Origin of the sequence: Castellaniella sp. (assembly GCF_004321985.1) — a bacterium.
In the GTDB taxonomy this organism is placed as follows: Bacteria; Pseudomonadota; Gammaproteobacteria; order Burkholderiales; family Burkholderiaceae_B; genus Castellaniella.
On the sequence record NZ_SCQN01000053.1, the window covers coordinates 73,538 to 94,324 of the forward strand.

Below are 20,787 nucleotides of genomic sequence, written 5' to 3' on the forward strand. Positions count from 1 at the left end.
TCGGTCCTTAAAATTCGGGAATCAGGCGGTGCCTATTGAAGACACCAGCGGGATCGAACTCCTGCTTCAGCCGCTGGTGGATCTGCATCACACCGGCCGACAGCGGATGAAAGGCAGGCACGTCGGCCGGCACATCACCACGGCGGTACAGGCACACAGAACCGCCCAGGGCCTGGACGCGGGTGCGCAACGCGGCGGCGTCCTGCGGACCCGCCAGCCAGCGCAGATTTCCGCCCCATTCGTACAGCGTAGCCCCCAAGCCCAGGGTGGGTGTCTTGGGCGGCAGCACGATTCTCCACAACGGGGGCTGCCGGAAGAAATCGTGCGTCTGATCGCGCACACCCAGCCAGAATGAATCCGCCTCGGCGTGCGTCAGGGACTGCCCGCCGATACGCACCAGGCCCTGGCGCACCGCGGACTCGTTGCCCGAGACGCGCACCGACAGATGGCCATGACCCGCGCCATCGCCGACCCATGCAGTGGCCGAGACCGGGATGGGCTGGGACCGCCACTGCAGGCATTGCTCCAGCGCCTGCTCCTCGGTCAGCTCCAGCACAGTGGTCACCTCGCTGTGGGGGCGCGGCACGACCTTGAGGGAAATCTCGACCATGGCGCCCAGCACTCCCAGCGATCCAGCCAGCAGCCGCGAAAGGTCGTACCCGGCAACGTTCTTCATGACCTCGCCACCAAAATGCAGCACCGTACCATCGGCACCCAGCAGACGGGTGCCCAATACGAAGTCGGCCGCCGACCCTGCCGCCATGCGTCGGGGCCCCGACAGCCCGGTGGCCACACAACCGCCCAGTGTCCCTGCAGGGCCAAAGCGCGGCGGCTCGAACGCCAGCATCTGATTCTGCCCGGCCACCAGCGCTTCGATTTCTACCAGCGGCGTACCCGCTCTCGCGGTCAGCACCAATTCGCTCGGCTCGTAGGTCACCACGCCATGATAGGCCGCGAGATCCAGCCAGCCCGCAGAACCATCTTGCGGCCAGGGGTTACCGTAAAAATCCCGGGTTCCGCCCCCGCGGATCCGCAGCGTGCGCTTGGACGCGCGAGCCGTGGCAACCTGCTCGCTCAATTCAGAAAGGACATATTCCATAGGTCTGCCCTAGAAACGGGGAATGTCGGGGAATGCCACCTGCCCGCCATGCACATGCATCTTGCCGTATTCGGCGCACCGAACCAGGGTCGGGATGAGTTTGAGCGGATTGAGCAGGCCATAGGGATCGAACGCCCGCTTGAACGCTGAGAACGCGTCCAGTTCCTCGCGGGAAAATTGCGTGCACATCTGATCGATCTTCTCGATCCCGACCCCATGCTCGCCGGTGATGGTGCCGCCCACCTGAACGCAAAGCTCCAGAATGGCAACGCCAAACGCCTCAGCACGCTCGACTTCGTCGGGCAAATTGGCATCGAACATGATGAGCGGATGCAGATTGCCGTCGCCGGCATGAAAAACGTTGGAGCACCGCAGACCGAATTGCTGCTCCATGCCGGTGATGGCCGCGAGCACGCGCCCCAGATGGCGGCGCGGAATGGTCCCGTCCATGCAGTAATAGTCCGGAGAGATGCGTCCGGCTGCCGGAAAGGCATTCTTGCGGCCGGCCCAGAACTTCAGGCGCTCTTCTTCGCTTGTGGACGTCTGCAAGCGTGTAGCGCCTACCTCGCGCAACAGCGCTTCCACGCGCGTGATCTCTTCGGCCACCTCGTCGGGCGTGCCATCGGATTCGCACAGCAGGATGGCCTCCGCCTCCAGGTCATAACCGGCCTTGACGAAAGGCTCGACCATATTGACGGCCCGCTTGTCCATGAGCTCCAGACCTGCCGGGATGATGCCGTCTGCAATGATGCGCGTCACGCCCTCTCCGGCAAGCTCAACACTGGGAAAACTGGCCATCACGACACGGGCAAGCTCGGGGCGCGGGATGAGTTTGACGGTGACTTCGGTCACCATGCCCAGCATGCCTTCGGAACCGATGAAGGACTGCAGGAGATTCAGGCCTGGGGAATCGGGCGCCTCGCCCCCCAGTTCGACGATGTCGCCCTCGATGGTCACAAAGCGTACGCGCAGCACGTTGTGGGTGGTCAAACCGTATTTCAGGCAATGCACTCCACCGGAGTTCTCGGCCACATTGCCGCCGATCGAGCAGGCAATCTGGCTGGACGGGTCAGGAGCGTAGTACAGGCCAAGCGGCGCGGCGGCTTCTGAAATAGCGAGGTTTCGCACGCCGGGTCCCACCACCGCGACACAGGATTCGGGGTCCATGCGCAGGATGCGGTTGAACTTCGCCATTCCCACCAGCACGCCATTGGGATGTGGCGTGGCACCACCCGACAGCCCGGTACCCGAGCCTCGCGGCACCACCGGAACATTGTGCTCACGGCAAGCCTTGAGCACCACCACGAGCTGGGCTTCGGTCTCGGGCAGCACCACGATGGGTGGGCACTGCCGATACAACAACAAGCCGTCAGCCTCATAGGCCCGCGTCTGATCCGGCCGGGTCAGAATGCAATGCGGCGGCAGGTCCCGGCTGATTCGTGCCAAAAAACCCGCAAAGTCCGGCTCCACAGCCGGCTGGTCCACCATGACGTTCGCCGCAGTATCCATTACGATTTCCAGATTCAATCAGCCCGCAATCGGGGATCAGGCAGCACTGGCGGCCGGCACGGCGTTCGCCAGATGCTCACGGCGGCCACGCACAGCCCGCGCAAGACGATCCAGCAGATTCAGCGACGTATCCCAGTCCACACAGCCATCCGTAATGCTCTGACCATACACCAGAGGCTTGCCCGGGACCAAATCCTGCCGCCCGCCCACCAGGTGGCTCTCGATCATGACGCCGAACAGGTGCGAATCACCCGCCTCGACCTGACCGCAGATGTCCTCGATGACCAGCGGCTGACGGGTATAGTCCTTCTTGCTGTTGGCGTGGCTCGCATCGATCATGACACGTGGCCGCATGTGGACCTTTTCCAGCGCCTGGGCAGCGGCCTGCACATGTTCAGCCTCGTAGTTGGGTGCCTTGCCACCGCGCAGAATGATGTGACAGTCCTCATTGCCTCGCGTGGAGACGATGGCTGAACGCCCGCCCTTCGTGACCGACAGGAAGTAGTGTGAATGAGCGGCGGCTTTCAGGGCGTCGATGGCGATACGGATGTTGCCGTCCGTCCCGTTCTTGAATCCGACCGGGCAGGACAGCCCCGAGGCCAGTTCGCGGTGCACCTGGCTTTCGGTCGTGCGCGCACCAATGGCGCCCCATGACACCAGATCTGCAATGTATTGCGGCGTGATCATGTCGAGAAATTCGCAGCCGGCCGGCAGGCCCAGCGAATTGATGTCCAGCAGCAGCCGGCGCGCAGTGCGCAGGCCCTGATTGATGTCGAAGCTGCCGTCCAGTCCCGGATCGTTGATCAGCCCCTTCCAGCCCACCGTGGTACGCGGCTTCTCGAAGTAGACACGCATGATGATTTCCAGGTCGCCGGCGTAGCGTTCGCGTTGCTCGGCCAGCCGCCTGGCATACTCCATGGCAGCCTGCGGATCGTGGATGGAACACGGCCCAATCACCACCACCAAACGATCCCCATGGCCATGAAGGATGTCATGCACGGCCTGACGCGAGTCGTGCACCGTAGCCGACACGGCCGACGTGCAGGGAAACTCGTGCATCACATGCGCGGGGGGGGCCAGCTCACGGATCTCTCGGATGCGAATGTCGTCGGTGTTGTGTGACACGGTGAAGCTCCTGTTGGGCCGGATGCGCGCGGGCGGAAACAAAAAAGCCGCCTGGCACCGCCGGCGGCTTTTTGGGGAATTTTTGACTAACTAATGGTACAGCGATTCCCTTCCTCCGCCAGCGGCTTTGGAAACGTAAAAAAGTAAAAAAAGTACGAAATCGCGTGCATTCGACGATGCTACCACACGGCCGTCCAAATCTCCAAGCTCGTGGCGTTCTTTACGAAATACCACAATTGATTTCACTAGAATTGATTCCATTACTAATCATTCTATAATTTATAATTCGACATGGAATTAAATGGAGAGCGCACATGAAACCGATCACCAAACCGCTACTGCTTGCCTTGACCACCGCGTGCACCCTGACAATGGCGGGCCAGGCGCTCTCAGCCGACCTGGCTACGATCCGCAAGGCGGGGACGCTGCGCGTGGCCATCGCCAACGAAATTCCCTACGGCTATACGGATCTGAGTGGAAAGGCGAAGGGGGTGGGGCCCGATGTGGCCAAACAGATCGCCAAGGCCCTGGGGATCCGAAACATCCAGTGGACCACCACCAATTTCGGCTCCCTGATCCCGGGCCTGCAGGCCAACCGTTACGACATGGTCGCCGCCGAAATGGCCGTTCTGCCGCAGCGCTGCAACCAGGTACTCTTCTCGGAACCAGACAGCTCCTACGGCGAGGGTCTGCTGGTGCCCAAGGGCAACCCGAAGAAAATCCATGATTACGCCAGCTTCGCCACATCAGGCCACAAGGTCGCCATCCTGGCGGGCGCCGACCAGCTCGAAATGATGCAGGCACTGAAGGTCCCCGCCAACCAGATCGTGACGATCTCCAACAACGCGGACGCCATCTCCACCGTGACCACCGGCCGGGCCGACGCATACGCGGCGACCGGCGTGACGGTGGACCAGCTTGCCGGCAGGAGCAAGGGCAAGGCTCAGCCCGCACCCGGCTTCAAGGATCCCATCATCAACGGTCAGCCCGTGCGGAGCTGGGGCGCTTTCGCCTTTTCGAAGGACTCGGCCAGCCTGCGCGACGCGGTGAACAAAGAACTCGCCCAGTTCAAGAAGACCGACGCATGGTCCAAGATCATGAAGCAATACGGCTTCTCGGCCCAGGACGCCACCCAATCGTTCAAACGGACGACCGCCGAACTGTGCAAAGGCTAGACCGGAGCCGGCATGCAATGGCTCTCGTACCTGCATCCGCTGATGCTGGGGGCACGAGTCACCGTTGAAATGACGGTGTACTCCGGCGTACTCGGTACGCTGTTCTCCTTCCTGTTCGGGATCGGCCGCCTGTCCCCTGCGCGTCCCCTGCGCTGGGGCTCCATCGCCATGATCGAGATCTTCCGTGGCACCTCGCTTCTGGTACAGCTTTTCTGGCTGTTCTTCGCGCTGCCGGTGCTGGGCCATGCAATGGGCATGGACCTGCGCATGCCGCCCGTGGTCGCCGGCACGCTGGCGCTGAGCCTGAACATCGGCGCCTACGGTGCGGAGGTCGTGCGTGGCGCCATCCAGGCCGTTCCGCGCAGCCAGCACGAGGCTGCCAAGGCTCTGGACTTCACCCCGCGCCAGACCCTCTGGCGGATCGCCATCCCGCAAGCCATCCCGGAGATGATGCCGTCGTTCAGCAACCTGGCGGTCCAGAACCTGAAAGACACTGCCCTGGTGTCCCTCATCGGGCTGGCCGATCTGGCCTTTCAGGCCGAACGCATCCGCAATTTCACGCAGGACAGCACTTCGGTCTACACCCTGCTGCTATTGATGTATTTCGGCATGGCACTCGTGCTCTCAGGTCTGATGCGGCTGCTGGAGGCGTACGTCAGCCGCTGGCGTGCGCAGAGGATCTGACCATGTTGTTCGGACTCTCCTGGGACGCCAGCACCAACTGGACGCTGGCCTGGTCCATCCTGCCCATCCTGCTGCGCGGACTGGTGGTCACCCTGCAAGCTGCTTTGCTCGGCTTTGCCGTCGGGGCAGCACTGGGACTGGTCCTCGCGGTCCTCAAGGGTTCACGCCTGCGCATCATTGCGTGGCCGGCCCGGGTCCTCAACGAGTTCCTGCGCGACACCCCGCTGCTGGTGCAGCTCTTCTTCCTGTATTACGTGCTGCCGGAGTACGGCCTGGTGTTGCCCGCCTTCCTCACGGGCGCCCTGGCGTTGGGCGTGCAATACAGCGCCTACATGTCCGAGGTCTACCGGGCCGGACTGGAATCCATCACGCGCGGGCAGACCGAGGCCGCCCGCGCCCTGGACATCTCGCCGCTGCGGACCCTGGGCGTCATCATTTTGCCGCAGGCCATCCCGCGCATCATCCCGGCCCTGGGAAATTACCTGATTTCCATCATGAAGGACGTGCCCGTCCTGTCGGTGGTCTCAATCCTGGAGATGCTCAACGTCGCGCGCATCATCGGCGACCGAACCTTCAACTACATGGTGCCGCTCTCAATGGTCGGCCTGCTGTACCTGATCCTGACCCTGATCGCCTCGGCGGCAGTGCGCTATCTGGACGAGCGGCTGCCCAAGCGCGGCATCCCGCTGCGCTGACGCGCGCCCGCCAGCAAACGTCCACCCGGAGTTCCCGATGCAAGAATCCCCGTCAATCACTGCCCGCCGACAGCCCGTAACGACCAGCCCTGCCGACAACGCAGATGCCATCATCCGGATGGACCATGTGGTCAAGCGGTTCGGCGTCACCACCGTGCTGGATGGCCTGGACTTCCAGGTTGCAAAAGGCGAAAAGGTGACCATCATCGGGCCCTCTGGCTCTGGCAAATCCACCGTTCTGCGGATTTTGATGACGCTGGAAACCATCGATGATGGCTTCATCCATGTAGCCGGCAAGCCTCTATGGCATGAATACCGGAACGGTCAGGCCGTGCCCGCCAGCGAGCCCCACCTTCGCGCGATGCGCAAGGAAATGGGGATGGTGTTCCAGCAGTTCAATCTGTTCCCGCACATGACGGTGCTGCGCAACATCACCGAATCGCCAGTTCACGTGCTGGGCCTGTCGCCTCCGGAAGCGCGGGCGCGCGCCCATGAATACCTGGACTTGGTGGGAATGACCGAGCACGCAGGGAAATTCCCCAGCCAGCTCTCAGGGGGTCAGCAACAGCGTGTGGCGATTGCGCGAGCCCTGGCCATGCGGCCCAATATCATGCTGTTCGATGAACCCACCTCGGCCCTGGACCCCGAATTGGTGGGCGAAGTCCTCACCGTCATCCAGCGGTTGACGGAAGAGCACGATCTCACCATATTGCTGGTCACACATGAAATGGAATTCGCCCGCCAGATTTCGGACCGTGTGTGTTTTTTCGACGGCGGGGTCATTGTGGAAGAAGCACCGCCGGAGGACATTTTTACCGCGCCGCGCGAAGGACGGACACAGGAATTCTTGAAGAGCTTCATCCAGACGCACCAGTCATGATCCTACCGGCAGGATCAAGCCGCCGCCGGCAGCGGCGTCAGCGCTTCGCAACGCTGGCGGGCAGCAACGTGTTCCGGCCTGGGCTGCGTACCCCCAAAGGGCGCCACCAGGCGATTTTCCACGCTGTTGTAGACCACGAAAACATTGCTGCGCGACCAGGGAGACAGATTCCCACCGGATCCGTGCAAGGTATTGCAATCAAAGAACACCACGGAACCGGCCCGCGCCACCACGGACCTCAGACCACCCCGCTCCGCCAGCAGGCGCAGGCTTACGGGATCAGGCACACCGACTTCCTGACGCCGCAAGGATGCATGGTAGTGATCTTCGGGAGTCTCGCCCACACAGGCCACGAACTGCTGATGCGACTCGGGGATCAGCATCAGGGGCCCGTTGAAGGGAGTATTGTCCGTCAGCAGCACCGAGCAGCTGAGCGCCCGCATGGCCGGCATGCCGTCTTCCACATGCCAGGTTTCGAAATCCGAGTGCCAGTAGAACTCCTCACCATCCAGCGCCGGCTTCATGTTCACCCGCGACTGGTGGACATAGACCTCGGACCCCAGAATCTGGCGCGCGGCATTCAGCAGCCTGGGGTCGCGCGCCAGGCCGGCCAGCCGATGTCCCAGCTCGTGAACCCTGAAGATGGAGCGCAGCGCGGCGCTTCCCGGCTCACGGATCACCTCTTCGCCCTCTCGCACGGACGGATCGTGCTCCAAGGCGATGGCCTCGTCGCACAAGGCCTGGACCTCCCGCGAGCTGAACACGCCATTCAGTGTCACAAACCCTTGCCGCGCATAGTTCCGCAGTTGCTCTTCGGTGAGCGCATCCACGTAGCCCCCCTGGTCATAAACCACCGGATCACAGCGCGCGATGAGGGCAGCGTCGCGACCAGCACGCGAGACATAAAAGTCCTTCATGGCAAACTCCTTCAATCAGCCTGGGTCTCCAACGGATACACCCCTGCTGCATCGTGCACCTCACGCCCGGTCAGCGGCGGATTGAACACACAGATGACCCGCAACGGTTCGCGGCCACCACGTAGCCAATGCTCGTCGTGCTCGTTCAGCGCATAAACCACGCCTGGGCCAAGAGCATATTTCCGACCGTCCGCAACCGTTTCGATTTCGCCGTCTCCATCGATGCACCAGACGGCCTCCAGATGATTCTGATAGTGGATATGGGTTTCCGTACCCGGAAAGATCACGGTTTCATGAAACGAAAACCCCATGCCGTCATCGGCCAGCAGCACACGCCGGCTGGTCCAGTTTCCGGTCACGACCTCGTGCTGTGTACCCAGCACATCCCTGACATGACGTACGATCATCCCCTCACCCCGCTGCCTTCAGCATCCGGGGGATGCGCCCCAGGCTTTCCAGGACATCATTGGTGCTGCGTTCCAGGATTTCCAGGCCGCGCCCCAGCAGCTCATGCGGGATGGTCAGCGCCGGCAGCACCTTCAGCACTTCATCGCGCGCACCCGAGGTTTCGATGACCAGCCCCTGTTCGAAGGCCCGGCGGGCAATGCGCTGAGCAAGATCATCGCCCGCCGGTGTCGCCAGTCCCTGGATGAGCCCACGACCGCGCACGCTCAGGCCCGCCCCCCGACAACTGTGCACCAGGTTTTCCAACCAGTCGCGCACGAAACATTCCTTGGCCGCCACGCGCTCGGACAACCCCGTGTCGGTCCAATAGCTTTCCATCGCCTGGGACGCGGTCACGAACGCCAGATTGTTGCCGCGAAACGTGCCGCTGTGTGCCCCGGGCTTCCAGATGTCCAGCTCCGGCCGAATCAGCACCAGCGACATCGGCAGGCCGAAGCCCGACAAGGACTTGGACAGCGTCACGATATCCGGCGAAATCCCCGAAGACTCGAAACTGAAGAAGTGGCCGGTGCGGCCGCACCCCACCTGAATGTCGTCCACGACGAGCAGCATGTCGTGGCTGCGGCACAGGTGCTCCAATTCACGCAGCCAGCCCTGGGACGCCACATTCACCCCGCCCTCGCCCTGAATCGTCTCCACGATGACGGCGGCGGGTCGATCCAGCCCGCTACCTGGGTCGTCCAGCAGCCTCTCCAGATAGGCCATCGTATTGACGTCAGGCCCGAAGTACCCGTCAAACGGCATGAAGCTGGTGTTGCCCAGCGCCACTCCGGCGGCCACCCTGAATTTCTGGTTGGCGGTCGTCGCCAGCGATCCGCCGCTGACACCATGGAAACCATGTGTGAACGCAATCACATTCTGCCGGCCCTTGACCTGGCGCACGAGCTTGAGCGCCGCCTCAACGGCGTTGGTTCCAGTGGGCCCTGTGAACTGCGCCTTGTAGTTCAAGCCGCGAGGCTTGAGAATCAGCCGGTCCAGCGTCTGCAGAAAATACTTCTTGGCGGAAGTGGCCATGTCCAGCCCATGCACCACTCCGTCGGAGGCCAGATAGTCCACCAGCCGGTCACGCAGCAGCGGATTGTTGTGGCCGTAGTTCAGGGTACCCGCACCGCTGAAGAAATCGATATAGCGCCGACCCCTTTCATCGATCAGTTCCGACCCCTGGGCCTTGCTGAAAATCACCGGGAACGACCGGATGTAGCCCCTGACTTCCGACTCCATCCGCTCAAAGATTTTCAAGTCCATGGTGTGTCCTCCTGTTCATGGTTCGTGGCACCTGCGCGGCACGCAGGTCAAGCGGGCCCATGCGCAACAGGGGCTCGGCATCGTGTCCGGCACCGCCAAAGGCGGTCTCGCCGAAAAGGGGTTCCTCGTCCATCAAGGCCCCAAGGTGGGCCGCCAGCTTCGCAAACAGCCGACGCGAGGCCTGGTTTCCCGGCCCGACGGTGGTTTCGATCCAGCGCACGTCCGCCAGATGGGGGCGCGCCATCAGAGCCTGCAGCATTCGCAGGCCAAGCCGGCGGCGGCGCGCCTGTGGGTCGACAGCCACCTGCCAGACGAACAGCGCATCCGCGCGGGCCGGGGGCCGATAGGCCGATACCATGCCCAGTAGCGAACCCTCGTGGTCTGCCACTATGCATGTGCCGGAGAAATGCTCCGCGAGAAGCAGATAAAGATAGACGGAATTCAGATCGAGAGGCTGGCAGCGGGCCACCAGACCCTGCAGTGCGGGGCCATCCGAACGGTTGGGAGCCCGCAGATTCAAACCACCAACCCCGATTCAGGCGCCACACCGCCGTCGACTGGCACATCCAGCATGGGAGACTGGCTGTCGGCGACAGCGGGCAATCCTATGCGCGCCTCCATGAGGTCCACGACACGCTCCAGCGACAGCGTGATGGTCGCCTGCTCCAGCTCCGGCAAGGCCTTCAGCGATTCAGCGAGCTTCTGCTGCAACGGCGAAGGCGTATCGCGTGCGAGCTGGCGCCCCGCTTCCGTGGCGCTGACAAATACGATGCGCCGGTCAGCGCGACCGCGTTCGCGCACAACCAGACCCTTGTCCTCCAGCCGGTCCAGAATGCCCACCACAGTGCTGGCGCTGACATGGACTTCCCGGCTGATGGCCGTCGCCGTGAGCGGGCCGCTGGCGATGACCGTGCGCAGACACACAAGCTGCGGGCCAGTGATATGGCTGCAGGCCGACAGCTGGCGCGAGTGCAGGGCAACCGCGCGCGTGATCCGGCGCAGGGCGCGCAAGATGCGCAAGTCGTAGCTCTGTGAATCCCTCTGTGAATCCACTTCGTCGTGCATCATGATGAACGAGGCTCCTCAAAAAATTGATTTCTGTAGAAATCGTATGCCACAGAATGATTAGGCGTCAAGTGACCAATGGAAAGGCAATATCCACTCGAAGAAACGGTTTCTGACGGTCACCGGTTGCATTCACGCAACATCACGCATTCTTCCCAGCGCAGCCCCCTAGAATCAACCTTGCTTCCCCAAGTAAGACCACCTGTAACACTCAGAACACCCTCACAATAGAGAGAAAGGGCGGAAAAGGAAATAAAACGTGACACACTCCAAGACGTTTGGTCAGGTGCCCGATCTCGCAACAAGACTGAAATATTGCGGACGTCTGCCCACCCTCCCGGTCGTTGCGCTGCGACTGGTCGAGCTGGCCGGTGACGAGACGGCGGCACTGGATCAGTTCGCCGAACAGATCACCTTCGACCCAGCGCTGGCCGGAAAGCTGCTGCGGGTCGCCAATTCTTCGTTCTATGGCCACCGGCGCACCATTTCCAACCTTTCCCAGGCCATGGGCCTGCTGGGACTGAACGCCACCATCGCCCTGTCGCTGAGCTTCTCGCTTCGAGAATGCCTCGTCACCCAGGAACACAGCGCCGGATTCGACACCACGGCTTACTGGCGCCGGGCGTTGCTGACCGCGCTGGCCTGCCGCACCATCGCGGCGGAGCTCGACGAACCACAACCCGAGGACTTTCTGTTCGCTGGTCTGCTGCAAGACATCGGCGTGCTGGCCATGGATGCAATGTTCGGCGAGCCCTACGCAGCCCTGTACCGCAAAAGCCTGAACCACAAAGACCTGCTGGCCCAGGAGGCCGTACGCTTCGGTTTCTCCCACGCGCAGGCAGGCGCCCATCTGCTGAAGATCTGGGGGCTGCCTGACCGGCTCTGCGAGGCCGCGTGGCTCAGCCACGAAACCCTGATGCTGTCACACGAAAACCTGACGCGCGAAGGCGGCCAGCTCCCGCTCTATGTGGCTGCCGCCGAGCAGATCGCGGAAGCCTGGCTCCAGGAACGGTCCACGCCCGATGCGCTGGAAGCAGCACACGAAGGGGTCTACAGACTTCTGGCCATCAGCCTGGAACAACATCGTGACATCATTTCGATCATGGTCCAGAAGATCCCCGAAATGGAGGCGCTATTTGAGACACAACTGGTAGATCCGGAAATGATCCGGGGGGTCGAAGAAAGCGCCAGAGAGCTGCTGGCGGTGCGCAACCTGCAACTCGCGCAGGAATCCGACCCCGCCCTCCAGACCCAGGCACTGGAGGCCCGCATCGCCACGCTGGAGATGCAGTCCCAGCGCGACTCGCTCACCGGTCTATTCAACCGCAGCCATCTGGATGTGACCCTGCGGCAGGAATTCGAACGCGCCACCCGCGAACGCTCGCCGCTGAGCGTCGCCTTCATCGACGTGGACCGCTTCAAGGCCATCAACGACACTTTCGGGCATGCTATCGGGGATCAGGTCCTGGCTTCAGTGGCCCAGCGCCTGCAGAATGAGGCTCGCCAGAAGGATATGGTGGCCCGTTACGGAGGCGAAGAATTCGTGGTGATCCTGACCGAGACCGGGACCGCCAACGCCACCACGGTCGTGCAGCGCATGCTCGCAAGCGTGCGCGACACGCCGTTTCACACCCGCAGCGGCGCCAGCGGCACCGTGACGTTTTCGGCGGGCATCGCGACACACATGGAAGGTACCGCGTACTTCCAGTCCGCGCCAGCCCTGCTGCATGCAGCCGACGACGCACTCTACCGGGCCAAGGACCGGGGTCGGGAATGCATCGTGGTCTACCAGCAGGGAGGAAAGGAGGTCCAATACCCGGTGGAGGGCTCCTCTTCCTGAGGTCCAATACCCGAGTGGGGATCAAGAATGGCCAATACCACGTGCACAAAGTTTGATCTAGATCATAAAATGACGAGTGGGGGAGTCTGTGATCCCCTGCAGCGTGCCCGCGATGTCCGGGGTACTTGTGTCTCCTTCAGGTGGAACCATCACTGTGGAAGTTTCTCCGCCCTTTGCACCCTCCGTACGGCTACGCCTACAGAAGCGCATCACGGTCGCTCCTGATTCCACGCATTGCTCCACCTGCATGCTGAACACCATCTGCCTGCCGCTGGGCATGGCACGTGATGAAATCGTCAAGATGGACGAGCTCATCAAGGAACGCATCCGCGTGTCCAAGGGCAGCACGCTATATCACCAGGGGGATATTTCCGAGGCCGTCTACGGGCTGCGGTCGGGTTCCCTCAAGACCCAGATCCAGGACGCACAAGGACAGACACAGATCACAGGATTCCTGCTGCCAGGCGAAATCCTGGGCCTGGACGGCCTGATGGACAACATCCAGGTCTCGCACGCCATTGCCCTGGAAGACTCTGAAGTCTGCGTCATCCGACTGGATGAAATGGATAGGCTCGCTCCCCGGATCCCCGTTCTCCAGACTCAGTTGCGGCGATTGATGAGCAAGGAAATCAACCGCTCCCACAGCCTGCTGCTGGCGCTGGGCAGCCGGCGCTCCGAACAGCGCGTCGCCGCCTTTCTGCTGAACCTGTCTCAGCGATTCCAGAGTCTCGGGTATTCTCCCACCGCCTTCATTCTGCGCATGAGTCGAGAGGAAATCGGCAATTTCCTCGGGCTCACGCTGGAGACGGTGAGCCGGCTCCTGTCGCGTTTCGCTCACGATGGGATCCTGCAGGTCCGGCATCGCGAGGTCCACATCCTGGATCTGCACGCGCTGCAGGTGCTGGCGGGAACCGACTGCGAATAGGCCGACGGCCCCAGGGTTGCGGCCGATCAACCGCCCCACCAGAGGCTGCCGCGGGTCCCGGCCAGCCGGGACGCCGCATCAGGCCGCCCGCGCCGCCTTTTCCTCCTCGAATTGGGCTTCCTCGGTGGAACCGGCCAGCGCCGTCGTGGATGATCGTCCACCCTCGATGGTTTGGGTCACCGCATCGAAATACCCGACCCCCACCTCACGCTGGTGCTTCACTGCCGTGAATCCTCGGTCGGCGGCCGCAAATTCCTTCTGCTGAAGTTCCACGAAAGCGCTCATGTGCGAACGGGCATAGTGATACGCCAGGTCGAACATGCCGTAGTTCAGCGCATGGAATCCCGCCAACGTGATGAACTGGAACTTGTACCCCATGGCTCCCAGCTCACGCTGGAATTTCGCCACCGTCGCATCGTCCAGATTCTTCTTCCAGTTGAAGGACGGAGAGCAGTTGTAAGCCAGCATCTTCCCCGGGAACTGCCGCTGGATGGCCTCCGCGAACTTGCGGGCGTATTCCATGTTCGGCGTGGACGTCTCGCACCAGATCAGATCCGCGTAGGGTGCATAGGCCAACCCCCGCGAGATCGCCTGCTCCAGTCCGGCGCGAGTGCGATGAAAGCCTTCCGGCGTGCGTTCGCCGGTCACGAACGGCCGGTCGTTCTCGTCGATGTCGCTCGTCAGCAAGCTGGCCGCCTCCGCGTCAGTGCGCGCCACCAGCAGCGTGGGCACATCCAGCACGTCAGCTGCCAGACGAGCAGCAACCAGCTTCGCAACTGCTTCGCGGGTGGGCACCAGCACCTTGCCGCCCATGTGCCCGCATTTCTTGACGGAGGCAAGCTGGTCCTCGAAGTGCACCCCAGCCACCCCGGCTGCGATCATGGACTTCATGAGCTCAAAGGCGTTGAGCACACCGCCGAAACCGGCCTCTGCGTCCGCCACAATGGGCGCGTAATAATCCACATACCCGTCATCCCCGGGGTTGCGGCCTTCCATCCACTGAATCTGGTCGCACCGGGCCAGCGCATTGTTCAGACGTCGAATGACCGAGGGCACCGAGCTGGACGGGTATAGGGACTGATCGGGGTACATCTGTCCGGCATCGTTGGCATCGCCCGCCACCTGCCAACCGGACAGATAGATGGCCTTCAGGCCCGCCTTGACCTGCTGCATGGCCTGGTTGCCCGTCAGCGCGCCCAGCGCGCCCACGAAATCTTCGGCATGCAGAAGATCCCAGAGCTTTTGAGCTCCCCGCCGGGCCAGCGTATGTTGCTCTACGACGGAACCCCGCAGGCGAATCACCTCGTCGGCGCCATAGCCGCGCCTGATGCCCTGCCATCTGGGATCCTCCGCCCATTGACGCTGCAGATTGCGCACTTCATTTTCGCGAGAAGTCATGGTGTTGCTCCTGAGTGGAAAAAAATCGAAATCCGTTGCCACCAGTCTACGAGAATGACGCACTGCACACATGACTTATATCTTATATATGACGATAAATTTAATTGTTATTAATCAATATCATGTAATTGACATTCCATGTTGTGAAATTATTTTTCTAGTAATGGAAATATGGACATGGCGCTGCAACAGCAGGTTTCCACATGACGGACATCAGCTTTCACCATGCAAAATTCAGGCCGTTTTAAAATGAACTATTCCGTCATCTTCAACCTGCCCGCACACACGAATCGGCCAGGCAGAACGCCGGACCCGCTCTCTGATCGCTTTCTCATTCCGACCGTTTATCCATGGACCGATCTTCGCTGGCGGACAGCCCGCTGGGACACAGTACCCACGGCTCCGACCACTACGACCCCACCCTGCTATTCCCCATCGAACGCGCGCTGACGCGCGCATCGCTGGGCCCGCTACAGGCCACGCACGGCGCGGACATCTGGAACGCCTATGAGCTGTCGTGGCTGGACAAGAACGGCAAACCGGTCGTCGCAATGGGGCGATTCACCGTTCCCATGGATACACCTCGGCTGATCGAGTCCAAATCCCTGAAGCTGTATCTGAACAGCTTCAACGAAGAGCGCTTCGAATACGCCGACATCGTGCGCCAACGCCTGTACACAGATCTGTCGCGGGCCTGCGGCAAGCCCGTGCACATCGAGATCCTGTCGGTCCGGCCCGCATTCGAACTGAGCTGTGCACCACTCCAGGGCACATGCATCGACGACCAGGATGTCGCCTGCGAACCCGCAACGGCGCCACACCCCGAATTCCTGAAACAGACGCAGCCAGCTCCCTTCATGCGCGAGACACTGGTGTCAGAATTGCTCAAATCCAATTGCCCCGTCACCGGTCAGCCCGATTGGGCCAGCCTGCAGATCCGCTATGCCGGGCCGCGCATCGACCGCGCCGGCCTGCTGCAATACATCGTGTCACTGCGGCGCCACCAAGAATTTCACGAGCTGTGCGTCGAAAAGATCTACGGCGAGATCCTGCAGCGCTGTGCGCCAGAGCAGTTGATGGTCTACGCACGCTACACCCGCCGCGGCGGCCTGGACATCAATCCATGGCGCGCCAATTTCGATCCCGGGGACGTAGGCCAGACCCGCACGTTGCGGCAGTGAATCGGGAAACCGAAAGACCGTGAATCGTCTGCCGTCAGGCGCGGGCGCGGATTTCGGGCCAGGCCCTCTTCAAGTAGTAGCACATCGACCAGACCGTCAGGATGGCCGCAACCACGATGAGGACCCCGCCAACGAAGCGGGTGGGCATAGCGTACAGGGGCTGCCAGTACAACAGGCAGGGTATCGCGACCATCTGTGCGGCGGTCTTGAATTTGCCCAGCCGGTGCACGGCGACGCTGCTGCTGGCGCCGATCTTTGCCATCCACTCGCGCAGCGCGGAAATCGTGATCTCACGGCCGATGATGACCAGCGCAATCAGCATGTCCACACGGCCCAGGTCCACCAGGATGAGCAGCGCGGCGCTGACCATGAGCTTGTCAGCCACAGGGTCCAGGAAGGCGCCGAACGCGGAGGTCTGGTTCCAGCGCCGCGCAAGCCATCCGTCCAGCCAATCCGTTACTGCCGCCACGACGAAGGCAGCGGCCGCAACCATGTCGCGCGCACCCATCGACAGCCATGTGTCGGGAATGTAGAACAACCCGACGAGCAGCGGAATCATGGCAATGCGCAGCCAGGTCAGAGCGATGGGGAAATTAAACGGCATGATAGGTGCAATACTACCCCAAGGAAGCTCGAAGAGGCGCGGCAAACCTGAGGATTCTTGAAAGAACCGCCGATCAGCGCAAGGCGTGATAGATACGATCGGCCAGCTCTTCCGAGATTCCCTCCACCGTCTGCAGTTCGTCGATGCTGGCATCGACCACGCCCGAGAACCCGCCAAAGCGCGCCAGCAACCGCTGGCGACGCTGCTTGCCGATTCCCTCGATCTCCTCCAGTCGCGAGACGTTGCGCGCCTTGGCACGCTTGGCGCGCATCCCGGTGATGGCGAAGCGGTGTGCCTCGTCGCGGATCTGAGCAACCAGCATGAGCGCCGCCGACTCCACGCCCAGCGCTACGGGGGGCCGGCCGTCGACGAAAACCAGCGTCTCCAGGCCGACCTTGCGGTGGTCGCCCTTCTTTACCCCGACGATGGTGCCGATATCCAGGCCCAGTTCCACAAACACCTGCCGGGCGATCTCGACCTGGCCCTTGCCCCCGTCGATGAGGACGATGGACGGCATGAGCGCCAGATCATCCGCCGCCTTGGCGTAGCGCCGGTTCAGCGCCTGGCGCATCGCCGCGTAGTCATCGCCCGGCGTGATCCCCGCGATGTTGAAGCGTCGGTACAGCGAAGGCTGCATGGCGTGGTGCTCATAGACCACGCACGAGGCCTGCGTCGCCTCGCCGGCCGTATGACTGATGTCGAAGCACTCGATGTGCAGCGCCTCCAGCGAATCGTCATCCGTATCCAGATCCAGTTCTTCGGCCAACGCCAGGGTGCGGGCCTCCCGGGCACTGGTCTGCGTCAGGCGCTGCGTCAGAGCAAGCTGCGCGTTGCGTTCAGCCTGCTCCAGCCAGGTCCGTCGAGTGCCCTGCGGCCGGGTCAGTAGCCGGATGCCGTGCCCCTGTTGCTGCGCCAGCAGCTCGACCAGCTCGGGCTCCGGCAGCGCATGCGAGCAGACCAACACCGGCGGCGCAGGGTTGTCGGCGTAGTGCTGCGCGACGAACGCCGCCAGGACCTCTTCGGCTGATTCATCCTGGGTCTGGGTGGGAAACAGGGGTTTGTCGCCCAGATGCCGGCCGGCACGAACCATCGCCAGGTTCACGCACACACGGCCGCCCGCCGTGGCAACGGCGATGATGTCCACGCTGTCGTCCCCCACCTGCTCCATGGTCTGCTGCTGCAGGACCTTGGCCAGCGCCCGCATCTGATCGCGCAGCGCTGCGGCCTGCTCGAACTCCTCGCGGGCCGCTGCCGCCATCATGCGGGACTCGATATCCTGCATGACCTCAGTCGTACGACCTTCGAGGAAATTGATCGCACGTTCCACGTCCGCCTGGTAGGCTTCCTTGGAGATCAGTCCTACGCAAGGCGCCGAGCAGCGGCCGATCTGATACAGCAGGCAAGGTCTCGTCCGATGGGCGAAGACACTGTCCTCGCAGGTGCGCAGGCGAAAGACTTTTTGCAAGATCTGGATCGTCTCCCGTACAGCCCAGGAATTCGGGTAGGGGCCGAAAAAATGCCCCTTGCCGCGCGTGCTGCCCCTGTAGTACACGATGCGTGGGAACTCGTGATCCGTGATCATCAGATACGGATAAGACTTGTCGTCCCGGAACAGGATGTTGTATTTGGGCTTGAGGCGCTTGATCAGGTTGTTTTCCAGGATCAGCGCCTCGGCCTCGGAGCGGGTGATGGTGATCTCGGTGCGCGCCACCCGCGCCAGCATGTGCTCGATGCGCGGACCATGGCCGGTCTTGCGAAAATACGAACTCACCCGGCGCTTCAGATCGCGCGCCTTGCCCACGTACAGGACCTCGCCATCGGCATCGAGATGCCGATAGACCCCGGGCAGATGCGGCAAATCAGCCAGGAATGTTTTCAGATCGAAAGGTTCGGGCACGGAGATACCGCGTATCAGACAATAAGCCGATCCAGTCGGGCGCCGGACGGACCGGCATCAGGCGCCGGATGCGGCGCACCGACTGGGCATCCAGGGGACGATCAGCGAGGCCGGCCAGCAGTTCGTCGGCCAGGTCCGGACGGTTGCAGACCAGCACCATGTCGCAGCCTGCCTCCAGAGCAGCTTGTGCGCGAGCGTGGATGTCGCCCGCCACGCGCGCGCCCTCCATCGTCAGGTCGTCGGAAAAGACCACCCCTTCGTACTGGAATTGGCCACGCAGGATGTCTGTCACCCAGCGGCGGGAAAACCCGGCCGGTTCCGGGGCGACCTGCGGGTAGATGACGTGCGCGGGCATGACGGCCGGTAGCCCCAGGTCTCCCAGCCATCGGTACGGGGCCGCATCCTCGTCCAGAATCTCGCCCAGGCTACGGTCGTCCACGGGGATGTCCAGGTGGGAGTCAGCCGCCACGGCGCCATGGCCAGGGAAATGCTTGCCGCAAGCCGACATCCCGGCGCGCGCCAGCCCCAGCACCAGGGCACGGGCCAGCAGGGCAACGACGGCCGGATCGCGATGGAAGGCCCGATTGCCGATCACCTGGCTGACCGCATGGTCCAGGTCCAGGACCGGCGTGAAGCTGAAATCCACGCCACAGGCCCGCAACTCGCTGGCCAGCACGAAACCCACATCGGTCGCGGCCGCGAGCGCCTCATGCGGGTCGCGGTCGTACCATCGCCCGAGGGAACGCATCGCCGGGATCGGCGTAAAGCCATCCGTGCGAAAGCGCTGCACCCTCCCGCCTTCGTGATCGACCGCGATGAGCAACGGTTCGTCCCGCGCCGCATGAATCGCTGCGCACAGTTGCGTCAATTGCGCCCGATCCGAGAAATTGCGCGCAAACAGAATCACCCCCCCGACCTGAGGGTGTCTGAGCCGACTGCGCTCGGCGCCATCCAGCTCGAGCCCGGCCACATCCACCATCACCCGGCCAGGCGCCATTCTTGTCGTCATCAGAGTCTCCAGAACTCAAGGCACTGGGCGGGCTTCAACCACCACGAAGGCCGCCACGATGTCGGACTCGTCCGTCACGGAAACGTGGGCTACGCCAAAGCGTGCATCGTACCAATCAGCCAGCGGACCCGCCAGATGGATTTCGGGCGCACCGCCGCGCCGATTCACGATCTGTACGCGCGACCAGGTCATGGGCATGTGAATGCCCAGGCCGACGGCTTTGGAGAAGGCCTCTTTGGCTGCAAAGCGCGTGGCCAAATACAGGATTCCCCGGCGCGGATCCCGCAGGCGCCGGCGCTCGTGGACGAGCTGTTCATCGGGCCCCAACACCCGCCGCACGAACCGCTCGCCGTGCCGGGCGTACGCCCGTTCGATCCGCGTCACCTGCAGCAGATCCGTCCCGATACCGGCAATCGCTGATGAGCTCATGCTCTCTCCTCAGGCCGCGATGCAAACCGGTGGACGCGAACATCGGGTCCACCCGCATCCGCCCCGCGCATCACAACGCCCAGCCCACTACAGCTTGAGAAAGTGCTCGCGATAGTGCTTGAGCTCATCGATGGATTCCTGGATGTCGGCCAGAGCCTCGTGCTTGCTCGCCTTGGTGAAGCTGCGATAGACCTCGGGCTTCCAGCGCAACGATAGCTCCTTCAGTGTGCTGACATCCAGATTCCGGTAATGAAAGTAGGCCTCCAGGCGCGGCATGTACTTGACCATGAAGCGTCGGTCTTGGCCGATGGTATTGCCGCACATGGGTGATTTGCCGGATGGAACCAGGGGCTTGAGGAACTCCAGCAGGATGTCCTCGGCTTGTGGTTCGGTGAGTGTGGAAGCCTTCACCCGACCGATGAGACCGCTCTTGCCGTGAGTGGACTGGTTCCACTTGTCCATGGCGTCCAGCAAAGCATCGCTCTGGTGGATGACCAGAACAGGCGCCTGGGAGACGACCGTCAAATCTGGCTCCGTCACGATGAGGGCAATTTCCAGAATGCGCTCTTTTTCGGGGTCCAGGCCCGTCATTTCCATATCCAGCCAGATCAGGCGCTGATCGTTCGCAGCCATACCCTATAATCC

At 62.4% G+C, this 20,787-nt stretch carries 21 protein-coding genes; 7 read left to right on the plus strand and 14 right to left on the minus strand.

The features are described 5' to 3' along the window. Positions 1-7 precede the first annotated feature (7 nt). Genes glcE through aroG form a run of 3 tightly spaced genes read right to left on the minus strand, consistent with a single transcriptional unit; the run spans position 8 to position 3,733 of the window. A complete protein-coding gene (gene glcE, locus EPN31_RS14345) occupies positions 8-1,099 on the minus strand; it encodes a glycolate oxidase subunit GlcE (RefSeq protein WP_291774469.1) in 1,092 nt (363 codons plus the stop codon). Positions 1,100-1,108: 9 nt separating this feature from the next. Beyond that, positions 1,109-2,587 carry an FAD-linked oxidase C-terminal domain-containing protein gene (locus EPN31_RS14350; RefSeq protein WP_291774546.1) on the minus strand — a complete coding sequence of 493 codons (1,479 nt, stop codon included), beginning with the start codon at positions 2,585-2,587 and terminating at the stop codon, positions 1,109-1,111. Between the two features lie 57 nt (positions 2,588-2,644). After that, entirely contained in the window at positions 2,645-3,733 is a 1,089-nt protein-coding gene (aroG, locus tag EPN31_RS14355) for a 3-deoxy-7-phosphoheptulonate synthase AroG (protein ID WP_291774472.1), read from the minus strand. A gap of 314 nt (positions 3,734-4,047) precedes the next feature. Here aroG and ehuB point away from each other — a divergent pair, with 314 nt between their 5' ends. From ehuB to ehuA, 4 genes are all read left to right on the plus strand, one after another. Next, positions 4,048-4,908: an ectoine/hydroxyectoine ABC transporter substrate-binding protein EhuB gene (gene ehuB, locus EPN31_RS14360; protein WP_291774476.1), complete on the plus strand. Its 861-nt coding sequence runs from the start codon at positions 4,048-4,050 to the stop codon at positions 4,906-4,908. Between the two features lie 12 nt (positions 4,909-4,920). Beyond that, a complete protein-coding gene (ehuC, locus tag EPN31_RS14365; protein WP_291774479.1) occupies positions 4,921-5,592 on the plus strand; it encodes an ectoine/hydroxyectoine ABC transporter permease subunit EhuC in 672 nt (223 codons plus the stop codon). A 2-nt stretch (positions 5,593-5,594) separates the two neighbouring features. Further along, positions 5,595-6,287, plus strand: a complete 693-nt coding sequence (ehuD, locus tag EPN31_RS14370) for an ectoine/hydroxyectoine ABC transporter permease subunit EhuD (RefSeq protein WP_291774482.1) — start codon at positions 5,595-5,597, stop codon at positions 6,285-6,287. Between the two features lie 118 nt (positions 6,288-6,405). Then, positions 6,406-7,167 carry an ectoine/hydroxyectoine ABC transporter ATP-binding protein EhuA gene (gene ehuA, locus EPN31_RS14375; protein WP_291774549.1) on the plus strand — a complete coding sequence of 254 codons (762 nt, stop codon included), beginning with the start codon at positions 6,406-6,408 and terminating at the stop codon, positions 7,165-7,167. 14 nt (positions 7,168-7,181) lie between these two features. Here ehuA and thpD read toward each other — a convergent pair whose 3' ends face one another. From thpD to EPN31_RS14400, 5 genes are read right to left on the minus strand one after another with little or no spacing between them, the layout of a single operon-like run. Beyond that, positions 7,182-8,084: an ectoine hydroxylase gene (thpD, locus tag EPN31_RS14380; RefSeq protein WP_291774484.1), complete on the minus strand. Its 903-nt coding sequence runs from the start codon at positions 8,082-8,084 to the stop codon at positions 7,182-7,184. An 11-nt stretch (positions 8,085-8,095) separates the two neighbouring features. After that, the gene (locus EPN31_RS14385; RefSeq protein WP_291774487.1) at positions 8,096-8,491 is read right to left on the minus strand and encodes an ectoine synthase; all 396 of its coding nucleotides are present in this window, start codon (positions 8,489-8,491) and stop codon (positions 8,096-8,098) included. A gap of 4 nt (positions 8,492-8,495) precedes the next feature. Beyond that, complete coding sequence (gene ectB / locus EPN31_RS14390) at positions 8,496-9,794, minus strand: diaminobutyrate--2-oxoglutarate transaminase (RefSeq protein ID WP_291774490.1); 1,299 nt, start codon at positions 9,792-9,794, stop codon at positions 8,496-8,498. Then, positions 9,775-10,314, minus strand: coding sequence for a diaminobutyrate acetyltransferase (gene ectA, locus EPN31_RS14395; RefSeq protein ID WP_291774492.1), 540 nt, complete (start codon positions 10,312-10,314; stop codon positions 9,775-9,777). The genes ectB and ectA overlap by 20 nt, the downstream gene beginning before the upstream one ends. Continuing rightward, the gene (locus EPN31_RS14400; RefSeq protein WP_291774494.1) at positions 10,311-10,862 is read right to left on the minus strand and encodes a MarR family winged helix-turn-helix transcriptional regulator; all 552 of its coding nucleotides are present in this window, start codon (positions 10,860-10,862) and stop codon (positions 10,311-10,313) included. Before EPN31_RS14400 ends, ectA begins: the two co-directional genes overlap by 4 nt. A 256-nt stretch (positions 10,863-11,118) precedes the next feature. On the opposite strand from EPN31_RS14400, the gene EPN31_RS14405 reads away from it, so the two are divergent. Next, a complete protein-coding gene (locus EPN31_RS14405) occupies positions 11,119-12,699 on the plus strand; it encodes a GGDEF domain-containing protein (protein ID WP_291774496.1) in 1,581 nt (526 codons plus the stop codon). Positions 12,700-12,946: 247 nt separating this feature from the next. After that, positions 12,947-13,624, plus strand: coding sequence for a helix-turn-helix domain-containing protein (locus EPN31_RS14410; RefSeq protein ID WP_291774552.1), 678 nt, complete (start codon positions 12,947-12,949; stop codon positions 13,622-13,624). A 78-nt stretch (positions 13,625-13,702) separates the two neighbouring features. Here the strand turns inward: EPN31_RS14410 and aceA are convergent, their stop codons facing one another. Further along, the gene (gene aceA / locus EPN31_RS14415) at positions 13,703-15,022 is read right to left on the minus strand and encodes an isocitrate lyase (RefSeq protein WP_291774498.1); all 1,320 of its coding nucleotides are present in this window, start codon (positions 15,020-15,022) and stop codon (positions 13,703-13,705) included. A 350-nt stretch (positions 15,023-15,372) separates the two neighbouring features. Between aceA and queF the strand changes: the two genes are divergently transcribed. Further along, entirely contained in the window at positions 15,373-16,203 is an 831-nt protein-coding gene (gene queF, locus EPN31_RS14420) for an NADPH-dependent 7-cyano-7-deazaguanine reductase QueF (protein ID WP_291774500.1), read from the plus strand. A 34-nt stretch (positions 16,204-16,237) separates the two neighbouring features. Here the strand turns inward: queF and pgsA are convergent, their stop codons facing one another. The 5 genes from pgsA to orn all read right to left on the minus strand — a co-directional run bounded on the left by pgsA (position 16,238) and on the right by orn (position 20,775). Further along, on the minus strand, positions 16,238-16,807 hold the full coding sequence (pgsA, locus tag EPN31_RS14425; protein WP_291774502.1) for a CDP-diacylglycerol--glycerol-3-phosphate 3-phosphatidyltransferase: 570 nt from the start codon (positions 16,805-16,807) through the stop codon (positions 16,238-16,240). A gap of 73 nt (positions 16,808-16,880) precedes the next feature. Further along, a complete protein-coding gene (gene uvrC, locus EPN31_RS14430) occupies positions 16,881-18,704 on the minus strand; it encodes an excinuclease ABC subunit UvrC (RefSeq protein WP_291774504.1) in 1,824 nt (607 codons plus the stop codon). After that, entirely contained in the window at positions 18,667-19,713 is a 1,047-nt protein-coding gene (gene nagZ, locus EPN31_RS14435) for a beta-N-acetylhexosaminidase (RefSeq protein ID WP_291774507.1), read from the minus strand. Before nagZ ends, uvrC begins: the two co-directional genes overlap by 38 nt. A gap of 15 nt (positions 19,714-19,728) precedes the next feature. Next, entirely contained in the window at positions 19,729-20,142 is a 414-nt protein-coding gene (acpS, locus tag EPN31_RS14440) for a holo-ACP synthase (RefSeq protein WP_291774510.1), read from the minus strand. Between the two features lie 87 nt (positions 20,143-20,229). Beyond that, positions 20,230-20,775 (minus strand): oligoribonuclease, encoded by a 546-nt coding sequence (gene orn, locus EPN31_RS14445; protein ID WP_291774512.1) that lies wholly within the window; start codon positions 20,773-20,775, stop codon positions 20,230-20,232. Between the last annotated feature and the right edge of the window lie 12 nt (positions 20,776-20,787).